The following is a 12,208-nucleotide window of genomic DNA, read 5'->3' on the forward strand; positions in this document are numbered from 1 at the left end:
ACTTCACCTCCGGGTCCACGGGGGCTCCCAAGGCGGCCCTCTGCTCGCAGGGGCGGCTCGCGGCGGCCGGGCACTCGCTCGTGGCGCAGTTCGGGGTGTGCGCCGACGACGTGCACTACGTCTGCATGCCGATGTTCCACGGCAACGCCGTGATCGCCGACTGGGCGCCCGCGCTGGTGGCGGGCGCCGGGGTGGCGCTGCGGCGGCGGTTCTCGGCGTCGGGCTTCCTGGCCGACGTGCGCCGGTACCGGGCCACCTACTTCACCTATGTCGGCCGCGCGGTGAGTTACGTACTTGCCACCGAGCCGCGCGCCGACGACCGCGAGAACCCGCTGCGGCTCGGGTTCGGGACGGAGGCCGGGGCCGTGGACGCGGCGGCCTTCGAGGAGCGGTTCGGGGTGCGGCTGGTCGAGGGGTACGGGTCCTCCGAGGGCGGGGCGGCCGTCCAGTGGTCGCCGGGGACACCGGCCGGAGCGGTGGGGCGGGCGGCACCCGGTCTCGTCGTACTCGACCAGGAGACCGGCACGGAGTGCCCGGCGGCCGTGTTCGACTCCGGCGGGCGGCTGCTCAACGGGGAGGAGGCGATCGGCGAGCTGGTGAACCGGGCGCCGAACCCCTTCGAGGGCTACTGGCGCAACCCGGAGGCGGAGGCCGAGCGGCGGCGCGGGGGGTGGTACTGGACCGGGGACCTGTTCTGCCGCGACACCGACGGCTACCTGTACTTCGCGGGGCGCACCGACGACCGGATCCGGGTCGACGGGGAGAACCTGGCCGCCGCGATGATCGAGAACATCCTGGCCCGGTACGAGGGGGCGGACGCCGTCGCCGTGTACGGGGTGCCCGACCCGGTCACCGGGGACCAGGTGATGGCGACGGTCGCCGGGCGCTTCGACCCGCTGGACTTCGCCGAGTTCCTGCTGGCCCAGCCCGACCTGGGGACGAAGATGGCGCCCCGGTTCGTCCGGGTCGTGGAGCGGATGCCGGTGACGGCCACCAACAAGATCCAGCGGGCCGCGCTGCGCGGGGAGGGGGTGCGGTGCGCCGACCCGGTGTGGTGGCGGCCGCCGGGGGAGCGGACGTACCGCAGGCTGACCCCCGAGGACGCCGAAGGGCCCCTCGTGTCCACGAGAGGCCCTTCTTCTGTGCGCCGCCAGGGACTCGAACCCCGGACCCGCTGATTAAGAGTCAGCTGCTCTAACCAACTGAGCTAGCGGCGCATGACTCTCGCCGACCGTCCGAACCTCGTTCTCGCGGTGGCGATGAAGAAAATACTACCTGGTCCGCGGGGGTGCTTCCGACCACCGGGACGAGCCGCCGGTACGGGCCCTGGGCGTGCCCTAGAGGGCGAGGGACAGCAGGAGCGGGGCCGCGCCGCGGTTCAGGGCGTCGGCGGCCTGGCGGAGCCGGTGGGCGTGCTCCACCGGCAGGGACAGGGCCAGGCAGCCCACGGCCGAACCCGCGGTGATCGGGACCGCCGCGCACACCGTGCCGATCGCGTACTCCTGGAGGTCCAGGACGGGCACCGTCGGCGGCTGCGCCTCCAGCCGGGAGAGCAGCAGCTTGTCGCTGGTGATGGTGCGCGAGGTGAGCCGGGCCATCTTGTGCCGGGAGAGGTGGTCGCGGCGGGCGTTGTGGTCCAGCTGGGTGAGCAGGCTCTTGCCGATCGCGGTGGCGTGCGCGGAGGAGCGGAAGTCCACCCACTCGTTGACCGCGGGGGTGCCCGGGCCGGCCGCGTACGGGCCGATCCGCACCTCGCCGTCGACGTACCGGCTGAGGTAGACGGCGGCGCCGACCGAGTCGCGCAGGCGGTCGAGGATCACCTGGAGCTGCTCGCCGAGGGCCCGCTCCCGGTCGTGCGCGGAGCCGAGGCGGCGCAGGGTCTCGCCGGTGACGTAGGCGCCGTCGGTGACCTGCTCGACATAGCCCTCGCGGCGCAGCATGCGCAGCAGCCCGGTCAGCCGGTCGGGGTCCAGGCGGGTGAGGCGGGCCAGCTCGGTGTCGGTGACGCCGGCGGAGTGCCGTGCCACCGTCTCCAGGACCCGCAGGGCGTCCTGGGCGGAGTGGTACGGGGCGGTCGGCTCGTGCTTCAGCGCCACGGTGATCCCCCTGCGCTCGCTCGGCACTTCTACGGTCTGGCCGCAGTCCGGATGGCGGATTGTCTCCACGATAACGGGCAAGGGCCCGAACCGGAGGGGGTGTTGGTGAGATTCCGGCGCTCCCAACTGCGACGAAGGCCCGCTGGCATATGCCAGCGGAATGACCCGACCGCCGGACCTCGCCTGATCGTGCTTTCACTTCCTGTAGTCACGGGACTGCGTTGGGAAACTTTTACGGTGCCCCGATGGAAATATCTACAGCACCGCGCTCAGGAACTCCCGGGTCCGCTCCTGCTCGGGGTCGCCGAAGATCTGCTCCGGCGGACCCGCCTCGATGATCCGGCCCGCGTCGAACATCAGGACCTGGTCGGAGATGTCCCGGGCGAAGTTCATCTCGTGGGTCACGCAGAGCATCGTGATGTCCGTGGTGCGGGCGATGTCCCTGAGCAGGTCGAGCACGCCCGCGACCAGCTCGGGGTCGAGCGCCGAGGTCACCTCGTCGAGGAGCAGCACCTTGGGCCGCATGGCCAGCGCCCGGGCGATGGCGACCCGCTGCTGCTGGCCGCCGGAGAGCTTCGTCGGCCGGGCGTCGGCCTTGTCGGCGAGTCCCACCAGGTCCAGCAGCTCCCGGGCGCGCGCCTCCGCCTCGTCCCTGGACAGGCCGAGCACGGTGACCGGGGCCTCGGTGAGGTTGCGCAGCACGGTCATGTTCGGGAACAGGTTGAACTGCTGGAACACCATCCCGATCTGCTTGCGGACCTCCCGCAGCTCCTTCTCCGACGCCGGGAAGAGCGGCTGCCCGTCGACGGTGATGGTGCCGGTGTCCGGCTTGGTCAGGGTCATCAGCAGCCGCAGGATCGTGGTCTTGCCGGAGCCGGAGGGCCCGATCAGGGTGACGTGCCGGCCCGCCCGCACGCTCAGGTCGAGACCGTCCAGGACGGTGTTGTCCCCGAACCGCTTGGTGATCCCCTCCAGGCGGACGAGGTCGGCGGACGCCGTACCGGCCGTGGCCGGCTGCTGATCGCTCTGCTTGCTGGTCTCAACGGACAAGGCGACGCTCCAGGGTGCGCAGGAGGAGGGAGGCGAGGTAGGAGATGACGATGAAGGCGACGCCGATCACCGTCACCGGCTCGGTGAACTGGAAGTGCTGCTGGGAGAAGAGCCGCGCCTCGCCGAGCATCTCGAGCACGGTGATCGACATCAGGATCGGGGTGTCCTTGAGCATGGAGATCACGTAGTTGCCGAGCGGCGGGACCACCCGGCGCAGCGCCTGCGGCAGGATCACCACGGCCCAGGTCCGCCGGGCCGGCAGGCTGAGGGCGGTCGCCGCCTCCCACTGGCCGGCCGGCACCGCCTCGATCCCGGCCCGGTAGACCTGCATGGTGTACGTCGAGTAGTGCAGGCCGATCGCGAAGACGCCGGTGGTCAGCGCGGAGAACGTCAGGCCCCACTCGGGCAGCACGTAGAACAGGAAGAACAGCTGCACCAGCAGCGGGGTGTTGCGTACGAACTCCGTCACCACCCCGACCGGCCAGCGCACCCACCTGGTGGGCGTCCGCAGCAGCAGCGTCCACACCAGTCCCAGCGAGAACGAGATCAGCGAACCGAGGGCCAGCGCCTGCAGGGTGACCAGCAGGCCGTCCCAGAAGTACGGCATGAAACCGCTGACGGCACTCCAGTCCCACTTCACGCGACACCACCGACCCCGGTCGTCTCCTTGCGCTTGGCCGCCCGCGCCGCACGCTCGTTCCCCGCGTCCTTGCCGATCCCGGCCTTCAGCCGCTTCTCGAGACCGCGCATCAGCCGCGTGATGACGAACGCGATCACGAAGTAGATGACCAGCAGGTACGTGTAGATGTGCGCGCTCTCCTGCAGTGCCAGCCGCACCAGGTTCCCGCTGAACGCCAGGTCGCCCATGCCGGTGATCGACACCAGCGCGGTGCCCTTGAGCAGCTCGACCAGCAGGTTGCAGTACGACGGGATCATCTCCGGCACGGCCTGCGGCAGCAGGATCAGCCGCAGCCGCTGCCAGGGCGTGAAGTTGAGCGCGATCCCGCCCTCCTGCTGCGCCGGGTCGACCGCGTTCAGCGCGCCGCGCACGATCTCCGCGCCGTACGCGCCGTACGTCAGCCCGAGGGCGAGGGCGCCCGCCCACAGCGGCACCAGCTGCCAGCCGAAGGCGACCGGCAGCACGAAGAACACCCAGAAGATCATCACCAGCGCCGAGGTGCCGCGGAACACCTCGGTGTAGAGACCGGCGAGGAACCGGACGATCCAGAGCCGGTTCGTCCGCGCCACGCCCACCACCAGGGCGACGGCCGTCATCAGCAGTCCGCTGAGCACCAGCAGCTGGAGGGTCGTCCAGGTGCCCCTGAGTACGAGTTCCCACAGTCCGGAGGTCATCCGCTCTTGCCTCCCCCGCACAGCTCCTTCGCCGTCAGGTCGGTCATCTCCGCCTGGGTGAAGCCGAACGGCCGCAGGATCCGCAGCAGTTCGCCGCTCTTCTTCAGCTTGCGCAGCTCCACGTTGAAGGCGTCCCGCAGCCGCGTCTCCGCCGACCGGAACGCGAACGCGCCCCCGTCGACCTGTGGTCTGCCGCCCACGAGCGGCGCGAACGGCTTGGTCGCCTCGGTCTTGGCGGACTTCCTGACGACGTCGCGGACGGTGACCGCGGTCCCGGCGAACACGTCGACCCGCCCCGCCTCCACCGCGTTCAGCCCGGCGACCTGGTCGGGCACGATCAGGATGTCGCTCTGCCGGTACCCGGCCTCGACCGCGTGCTGGATCTGGGCGTAGCCCGTCCCCGTGGCGAACTTCGCCTTCTTCGCGACGACGTCCCGGTAGCTGTGCAGCCCCTTGGGATTGCCCTTGCGCACCACGAACGAGTCGAGCATCTGGTAGTCCGGGTCGGCGAAGATCACCTGCTGGCAGCGCTCCGGGGTGACGTACATCCCGGCGGCCACGACATCGAACTGCTGCGAATTCAGTCCGGGAATCAGCGAACCGAACTCGGTGGGCACCGGCTGCACCTGGTCGACTCCGAGCCGCTTGAAGACCGCCTCGGCCAGCTTCGGTGCCTCGCCGGTCAGACGGCCGTTCCGGTCGATGTACCCGAAGGGGATCTCGCCGGCGATCCCGAGCCGTACGACACCCTGGGCGCGCAGGCGTTGCAGCAGGTCACCGCCGTTGCTGGTGGACGCGGTGGCCACCCGTGTGCACCCGGCGGCGGCGAGTGCGCCGACGGCCGCGACGCCCGCGAGCACCGCCCGCCGAGAATGTCTGGATTCGTACCCGGATATATCTGTGTCGTTGCCGTGTGGTGGAGCCATGGCGGCGCGGCTACCCGAGTCCAACCGACTTATGCACCAGGGATTGCACGGGCAATCCCCCGGAGGCGTTCAGTGACCGGGCACGTACCCACGCTTCTTGTCGACCACGTTCAGCAGGGATCTGCCCGCCGCCCAGCGCTCGTACAACTCCACGAACTGGGCGCCCAGGTCATCCCGCCAGCCGACCGTGTCGCCGCTCATGTGCGGGGACACGACCAGGCCCGGCACCTCCCACAACGGGCTGTCGGCGGGGAGGGGTTCGGCGGCGAAGACGTCCAGGGCCGCGGCGGCGATCCAGCGTCTGGTGAGCGCCTGGACGAGCGCGGCCTCGTCGACCAGCCGGCCCCGGCCGACGTTGATGAAACAGGCCGACGGCTGCATCACGCCGAAGCGGTGCGCGTCGAACATGCCGTACGTCTGCTCGGTCAGCGGGGCGGCGGCGATCACCCAGTCCGCCCGGGACATCAGCCGGTCCAGGTCGTCGGGGCCGTGGATACCGGTGCGGGGCACCCGGCCGACCAGCGCGGTCGTGACGCCGAGCGCCTTCAGGGTGCGGACGATCGCCCGGCCGATCGGCCCGGAGCCGACCACGCACGCGCGCGTGCCCGCCACCCGGCGGGCCTCGCGGTGCCGCCAGGTCCGCTCCCGCTGCAGGTCGAGGGTCCGCGGCAGGTCCTTGGCGAGCGCCAGCACCAACGCGGCCACGTACTCGGCGACCGGTTGGTCGAAGACCCCGCGGGCGTTGGTGACGACCGTGTCGGAGGCGGCCAGCTCGGGGCACATCAGATGGTCGACGCCCGCGCTCGCCGTGTGCACCCAGCGCGGCCGCGGCCCGTCCCCGGGCCAGGCCTCGCGCACCGCGTGCGAGGCGAAGTCCCAGACCAGCAGGACGTCGGCGGCCGGCAGCCGGGCGGCGAGCCCCGCCGCGTCGGTGTGCACGACGCGGGCGCGGCCGGTGAGCCGGCCCAGACGGGGCGGCGGGTCGGCGTCGAGGACCAGCACAGTGGGCACAGGCGGCGTCATTCGGGGCGGTCTCCCGGCGTCCGGCGGCGTCTGACACGGGCGGATGAAAGGTCTGAGATGCACGGATGAAACGTCTGAGATGCGCGGATCGACCACGCTCGCACCCGAACCCACCTTCGTCAACGGCTGTCGTGGCGCCCTTCGACGGCCGGGCGTCCGGCGGCCGGCCCTGTCGGCCAACCAGGTCACGATGTGGGCGGCGCCGCGCAGGCTGGGTACCCGAGCGGTTGGGCCCTGTCGGACGCCCGTCCGTCATCCCGCCGGACCGGTGGCGCGGGAGTGGCCCGTACTGCCGGAAGAACAGCAGGAAGGGTGGCCATGACAGCGCTCGGACTCCTCTACCCGGGGCACTCCGCCGAGGACGACTATCCGCGTATCGAGCAGCTCCTCGGCAGCGACATCCGGGTGGACGTCGTCCACACCGACACCGGCGAGGACGCCCACCGGGTGGACGCGCTGAGCGAGACGGGTTCCGCCGACCGGCTCGCCGCCGGCGTGGCGGAGCTGCGGCTCGCGGGCGCGGACGCGGTCGTGTGGGCGAGCACCAGCGGAAGCTTCGTGCACGGCTGGGAGGGCGCCCAGCAGCAGGTCCGCGCCCTCGCCCAGGCGGCCGGCCTGCCGGCGTCGGCGACCTCCTTCGCGTTCGTGCACGCGGCGCGGGAGCTCGGGGTACGACGGGTGGCGGTCGGCGCGACCTACCCGGAGGACGTGGCCCGGCTCTTCGCGGAGTTCCTGCGGGCCGGCGGCCTGGAGGTGACCGGCGTGCGCGCCTCGGGGACCGCCACGGCGGCCGAGGTGGGGACCTGGGGGGAGGCGGAGATCCTCGCGCTGGCGCGCACCGCGGACGCCGGCGAGGCCGAGGCGGTGCTCCTGCCGGACACGGCACTGCACACCGCGGCGCACCTGCCCCTGCTGGAGAAGACGCTGTCCAAGCCGGTGCTCACGGCGAACCAGGTGACGGTGTGGGAGGGGCTGCGCCTGGCGGACCGGCGGGTGAACGCTCCCGCACTGGGCACCCTGTTCACCCGCGAGCCCCTCGTGCAGGCCTGACCGGCGCCGCCGCAGGAGGGCAGCGAGGAATAAACGGAGACCTCCTCCTGTTGCCCACCTCCGTACACCTCACGGCGGCAACAGGAGGCTCTCACCGTGTCGGCAGACGAGATCCGGGGCATCGCGCACGGCAGCGCCCCTGTGCCCCTCTCCGTACTGGACCTGGTGACCGTCGGCACCGGCAGCACCGCCACCGACGCCCTGCGCACCAGCGTCGCGCTCGCCCGGCTCGGCGAGGCCCGCGGCTTCCACCGGTACTGGGTCGCCGAGCACCACTCGATGCCCGGCGTGGCCTCCTCCTCGCCCGCCGTGATCCTCGCCCACCTCGCCGCCCACACCGAGCGCATCCGGCTCGGCTCGGGCGGCGTCATGCTGCCCAACCACGCCCCCCTCGTCATCGCCGAGCAGTTCGGCACGCTGGAGGCCATGGCCCCGGGACGGATCGACCTGGGACTCGGCCGGGCGCCGGGCACCGACGGCGCCACCGCGGCCGCCCTGCGCCGCACCCAGACCCTCAACGAGGGCGCCGACGACTTCCCGCAGCAGCTCGCCGAACTCACCCGGTTCCTGGACGACGACTTCCCGGACGGGCATCCCTACCGGCGGATCCACGCCATCCCCGGCCCCGTCCAGAGCACCACCCCGGGCGGTGTGCAGTCCCCGCACCGGCCGCCCGTCTGGCTGCTCGGCTCCTCCGGGTTCAGCGCCCGGCTGGCCGGCATGCTCGGACTGCCGTTCGCCTTCGCGCACCACTTCTCCGCCCAGAACACCATCCCGGCCCTGGACCTGTACCGGGAGTCCTTCACCCCGTCCGCCGTCCTCGACGCGCCCTACGCCCTGATCGGCGTCTCCGTCCTCGCGATGGACGACGAGCGCGAGGCGCGCCGCCAGGTGCGGGCCGGCGCGCTGAACATGCTGCGGCTGCGCACCGGACGGCCGGGCCTGTTCCCCGACCCGGACGACGCCGACCGGCACGAGTTCTCGCCCATGGAGGAGGAGTTCGTGCACTCCTGGACGTCGAACATCGTGCACGGCACCCCCGACGAGGTCCGCGCGGGCCTCGACGACCTCCACAAGCGCACCGGCGCCGACGAGTTGATGCTCACCTCGCACGCCCACCGCGGCGAACTGCGGCTGCGCTCCTACGAACTGGTCGCCGACGCCTACGGGTTGCCGACCGGGGTGTCCGCGTAGGTCCGGGTGTCCAGCAGTTCGGAGATACGATCCGCCGTCACCGGCCGGGAGTAGAGCCACCCCTGGCCGGTGTCGCAGCCGATGTGCCGCAGCCGGGAGGCCTGCGCCGACGTCTCGACGCATTCGGCGGTGACGGTGAGGCCCAGGCGGTGGGCCAGCTGGATCATCGCCTCCACCACGACCTCGTCGGCCGGGTTCGGGCGGTCGCCGGGGTCGTCGTACTGGAAGCCCCGGACGAAGGAACCGTCCAGTTTGAGGACGGAGACCGGGAGACGGCTGAGGTAGGCGAGGTTCGAGTAGCCGGTGCCGAAGTCGTCGATGGCGATGCGCACCCCCATGTCGCTGAGCGCCTGGAGGGCCTGGAGCGGGCGGCCGGCCGAGCCCATCACCGCCGACTCCGTGAGCTCCAGTTGCAGCAGGTGCGGGGCCAGGCCGGTCTCGGCGAGGGTCTCGGCCACGTCCGCGACCAGGTCCGAGTCCCAGACCTGGCGGACGGCGACGTTGACGCTGACGAAGATCGGCGGTTCGCCGGGGTGGTCCAGCTGCCAGCGGCGGGCCTGGCGGCACGCGGTGGTCAGGGCCCAGCGGCCGAGCGGGACGATCGAGCCGTCCTCCTCCGCCAGTCCGATGAACCGATTCGGCGTCAGCGTGCCGAACTGCGGGTGATGCCAGCGGACCAGGGCCTCGACGCCGTTGAGCCGCCCGTCGCCCATGCCCACCAACGGCTGGTACTCGAGCACGAACTCGCCGCGTTCGATGGCGTGCCGGAGGGTGGAGGAGAGCGCCTGACGGGTCACCAGATGGGCGTTGCGCTCCGGGTCGAAGAGCGTCCAGCGGGCCTTGCCGTCGGCCTTCGCCCAGTACAGGGTCGTGTCGGCGGCCTGCATCAGGCCGGTCGCGGTCGTGCCGGCCGCATGGCGTTCCACCACCCCGATCGACGCCGAGAGCGACAGCCGCTGCCCGGCCAGGTCGAACGGCGCCTGGAGCGCGGCCAGCGCCGACTCCGCCAGGTCGGCCAGCTGCTCGGTGCCCGTGGAGTCCTCGACCAGCAGGGCGAACTCGTCGCCGCCCAGCCGGGCCACCAGCGGCGCCCCGGCCCGTGCGAAGCCGGCCTCGTCGGCGATCCTGGTCAGCCGTTCGGCGACGGCGGCCAGCAGCCGGTCGCCGACCCGGTGGCCGAGGGTGTCGTTGACCGCCTTGAAGCCGTCCAGGTCCAGGTAGCACAGGCCGATCCGGCCGGTGCCGCTCTGCTCGTACGACTCCGCCTCCAGGGCGGCCGACAGCCGTTCGAAGAACAGCGTCCGGTTGGGCAGCCGGGTCACCGGGTCGTGCATCTGCAAGTGGCGCAGCCGGGCCTGGAGTTCACGGCGGTCGTTGATGTCGGTGACCGACATCAGGACGCCCGGCGCGCCCTTGGCCAGCGGGGCGATGCTCACCTGGACCCACACCGAGTGGCCGTCGGGGTGCTTCAGCCGCCGGGTGCAGCGCAGCTTGGCCTGCCGGCCGCGCAGTACCTCGCGGTAGGCATGCCAGGAACGGGCGTCGGAGGCCAGGTCCACCAGATCCGCGGCGACCCGGCCGGTGAGCCCGGCCCGATCGGCGCCGATCAGGGTCGCGAACGCCTCGTTGGCGGCGCCGACGAGCCCGTCGCCGTCGACCACGACCATGGGCAGCGTGGCGGCCGAGAAGGCGTACTCGTAGGTTTTCAGTTCTGTCGTCTCGTACGACTTCCGATAGGTCTTGTCACTGTCTGTGACGGCGGACCGGTCGAGGTCTGCCGCGGGCGTCGGCCCTTCGGACGTTCCGCTCACCGCTCGCTCCCGCAGTGCACTCGATCTCTGTCCGTGCAGGAAAGTGTGCCGATCATAGAGGCTGGCCCGAGGGCCTTCCAGCCACTGTCCAGTGTCCCCGATGAACCGGTGGTTCTGACAGATCGTTTCTGCCCGCACCTGGACGGGTTCTTGAGCCGCCCGATCACTTGTGACGTTCCGTGAGTACGTCGGGGTGTCGGCCGTTCGGGTCTCTCTGCGGCGAGCAGGGGGTTCCTCACCCTTCTGGTGCAGATAAACAGGTCATAACGCGACAAATGATCGCAATCTGGGTGCGGTGTCCCGCGAACCGCCCCCGGAGGTCCTTCCGTGCCGCGTCTCCTGCTGCGCAGCAGTGCCGCCGTCCTCACCACGATGACGGCGCTCGTCGCGACGACGATCCTGACCGGTCGTTCGGCGGCCGAGCCGTTCTCCACGGCTCCCTGTGCACTGCCCCGCACGGACGCGCACCACTCCGAGGGCGTCGACACCTGGAACCCCGACTACACCCGCCCGACCCACCCGCTCTCGGCCGTGATGGTGTTCCTCTCCTTCCCGGACGCCACCCCCCGCACCACCCCCGCGGAGCTCGCCGCCGACCACTTCCCGGCCACCAGCCGCTTCTACGAGCAGGCCTCCTACGGGAAGTTCACCATCCGCCCGCACCCGCTCGCGCGCTGGCTGAAAATGCCCCGGCCGTCGGTCGCGTACGGCATACAGCGTGACTGGAGCATGCCGCTGCGGGCCGCCTACCTGCGGGACGCGTTCGCCGTGGCCGATCCGGTGGTCGACTTCTCGCGCTACGACATCGTGTACTTCGTGGCCGACCCGGACGCGCCCGGCGTCGACTCGGACGCCACGAAGGTGGTCAATCTGGACACCCCCGCGCACGTCGACGGCACGGACGTGCGCCGGGTGGTCACCGTCTTCGAGAAGCATCCGCCGGACCGGCTGGTTCTCGCCCATGAGACCGGGCACCTCTTCGACCTCCCCGACCTCTACCACCGGCCGGATGACGGCAAGGGCGACTGGGACACGTACGTCGGAGACTGGGATCTGATGGGCAGCCAGTTCGGTCTCTCCCCGGACTTCTTCGCCTGGCACAAGTGGAAGCTGGGGTGGCTGGATCCGCGCCAGGTGGTGTGTGTACGGGGGGCCGGACCGACCCGGCTGACCCTGGAGCCGCTGTCCGCCGGGCCCGGGGTGCCGCAGCAGGGAGCCGGGGGCGGCCCGGCGTTCGGGCTCGGCGACGGCACCAAGCTGGCGGTGGTGCGCACCGGTCCCGGCAGCGCGCTGGCCTTCGAGGCGCGGGGCGCGACCGGCGGCGACGGCACGGCCTGCCGACAGGGCGTCCTGGTCTACCGGGTCCGGGACGAGACGGCCTCCGGCGGCGGTCCGATCGAGGTGGTCGACGCCCATCCGCGCACCGAGGCCTGCTGGGAGAACTCGGTCTACCCGCCGCTGGCCGACGCCCCGGTCGCCCTCGGGGAGAGCTTCACGGTGCCCGGGGACGGGGTGAAGGTGGAGGTGGAGGGGCGCACGGTGTCCGGCGCCTGGAACGTGAAGATCACCCCGAGGGAACTGGCCTAGCCGGGAGCACACGAACAGATGGGCCAAGCTCTCGGAGCTTGGCCCATCTGTTCTCTACTTCGCGTGCGCCGCCAGGGACTCGAACCCCGGACCCGCTGATTAAGAGTCAGCTGCTCTA

The 12,208-nt window shown here is 71.6% G+C and carries 11 protein-coding genes, 1 tRNA gene and 1 pseudogene; 5 read left to right on the forward strand and 8 right to left on the reverse strand.

What is annotated here, in order from left to right; translation table 11 throughout:
* Window positions 1-1,178: AMP-binding protein (locus ABZ646_RS26890; RefSeq protein WP_360523931.1), on the forward strand; the 1,178-nt coding region annotated here is incomplete at its 5' end.
* On the opposite strand, the gene ABZ646_RS26895 is transcribed toward ABZ646_RS26890, so the two are convergent.
* The 7 genes from ABZ646_RS26895 to ABZ646_RS26925 form a co-directional block, all read right to left on the reverse strand.
* Window positions 1,144-1,217, reverse strand: a tRNA-Lys gene (locus tag ABZ646_RS26895). The two genes, ABZ646_RS26890 and ABZ646_RS26895, sit on opposite strands and share 35 nt — an antisense overlap.
* Window positions 1,218-1,337: 120 nt before the next feature.
* On the reverse strand, window positions 1,338-2,096 hold the full coding sequence (locus tag ABZ646_RS26900) for an IclR family transcriptional regulator C-terminal domain-containing protein (protein ID WP_360523957.1): 759 nt from the start codon (window positions 2,094-2,096) through the stop codon (window positions 1,338-1,340).
* Window positions 2,097-2,351: 255 nt separating this feature from the next.
* The gene (gene ehuA / locus ABZ646_RS26905) at window positions 2,352-3,146 is read right to left on the reverse strand and encodes an ectoine/hydroxyectoine ABC transporter ATP-binding protein EhuA (protein WP_360523934.1); all 795 of its coding nucleotides are present in this window, start codon (window positions 3,144-3,146) and stop codon (window positions 2,352-2,354) included.
* Window positions 3,136-3,786, reverse strand: coding sequence for an ectoine/hydroxyectoine ABC transporter permease subunit EhuD (ehuD, locus tag ABZ646_RS26910; RefSeq protein WP_360523937.1), 651 nt, complete (start codon window positions 3,784-3,786; stop codon window positions 3,136-3,138). The genes ehuA and ehuD overlap by 11 nt, the downstream gene beginning before the upstream one ends.
* Window positions 3,783-4,499 (reverse strand): ectoine/hydroxyectoine ABC transporter permease subunit EhuC, encoded by a 717-nt coding sequence (gene ehuC, locus ABZ646_RS26915; protein ID WP_360523940.1) that lies wholly within the window; start codon window positions 4,497-4,499, stop codon window positions 3,783-3,785. The genes ehuD and ehuC overlap by 4 nt, the downstream gene beginning before the upstream one ends.
* Window positions 4,496-5,425, reverse strand: a complete 930-nt coding sequence (gene ehuB / locus ABZ646_RS26920) for an ectoine/hydroxyectoine ABC transporter substrate-binding protein EhuB (protein ID WP_360523943.1) — start codon at window positions 5,423-5,425, stop codon at window positions 4,496-4,498. Before ehuB ends, ehuC begins: the two co-directional genes overlap by 4 nt.
* A gap of 69 nt (window positions 5,426-5,494) precedes the next feature.
* On the reverse strand, window positions 5,495-6,448 hold the full coding sequence (locus ABZ646_RS26925; protein WP_360523945.1) for a D-2-hydroxyacid dehydrogenase: 954 nt from the start codon (window positions 6,446-6,448) through the stop codon (window positions 5,495-5,497).
* A 157-nt stretch (window positions 6,449-6,605) separates the two neighbouring features.
* On the opposite strand from ABZ646_RS26925, the pseudogene ABZ646_RS26930 reads away from it, so the two are divergent.
* The 3 genes and pseudogenes from ABZ646_RS26930 to ABZ646_RS26940 form a co-directional block, all read left to right on the forward strand.
* Window positions 6,606-6,770 (forward strand): annotated as a pseudogene (locus ABZ646_RS26930) (decarboxylase); the annotation flags it as partial.
* Entirely contained in the window at window positions 6,767-7,498 is a 732-nt protein-coding gene (locus ABZ646_RS26935) for a decarboxylase (protein ID WP_360523948.1), read from the forward strand. The pseudogene ABZ646_RS26930 and the gene ABZ646_RS26935, both read left to right, overlap by 4 nt.
* A 96-nt stretch (window positions 7,499-7,594) precedes the next feature.
* A complete protein-coding gene (locus tag ABZ646_RS26940) occupies window positions 7,595-8,692 on the forward strand; it encodes an LLM class flavin-dependent oxidoreductase (RefSeq protein WP_360523951.1) in 1,098 nt (365 codons plus the stop codon).
* On the opposite strand, the gene ABZ646_RS26945 is transcribed toward ABZ646_RS26940, so the two are convergent.
* Window positions 8,662-10,503, reverse strand: coding sequence for an EAL domain-containing protein (locus tag ABZ646_RS26945; RefSeq protein WP_360523954.1), 1,842 nt, complete (start codon window positions 10,501-10,503; stop codon window positions 8,662-8,664). The genes ABZ646_RS26940 and ABZ646_RS26945 overlap by 31 nt on opposite strands.
* Before the next feature lie 372 nt (window positions 10,504-10,875).
* Between ABZ646_RS26945 and ABZ646_RS26950 the strand changes: the two genes are divergently transcribed.
* Entirely contained in the window at window positions 10,876-12,090 is a 1,215-nt protein-coding gene (locus tag ABZ646_RS26950) for a M6 family metalloprotease domain-containing protein (RefSeq protein WP_360523960.1), read from the forward strand.
* The last annotated feature ends 118 nt before the right edge of the window (window positions 12,091-12,208 follow it).

It is taken from the genome of Streptomyces sp. NPDC007162 (assembly GCF_040634175.1).
GTDB lineage: Bacteria > Actinomycetota > Actinomycetes > Streptomycetales > Streptomycetaceae > Streptomyces.

Excerpts from the sequence above, each read along its gene's own strand:
- ehuB (WP_360523943.1), bottom strand. The coding sequence starts at position 5,425 with ATGGCTCCACCACACGGCAACGACACAGATATATCCGGGTACGAATCC.
- ehuC (WP_360523940.1), bottom strand. The coding sequence starts at position 4,499 with ATGACCTCCGGACTGTGGGAACTCGTACTCAGGGGCACCTGGACGACC.
- ABZ646_RS26925 (WP_360523945.1), bottom strand. The coding sequence starts at position 6,448 with ATGACGCCGCCTGTGCCCACTGTGCTGGTCCTCGACGCCGACCCGCCG.
- ABZ646_RS26950 (WP_360523960.1), top strand. The coding sequence starts at position 10,876 with ATGACGGCGCTCGTCGCGACGACGATCCTGACCGGTCGTTCGGCGGCC.
- ABZ646_RS26935 (WP_360523948.1), top strand. The coding sequence starts at position 6,767 with ATGACAGCGCTCGGACTCCTCTACCCGGGGCACTCCGCCGAGGACGAC.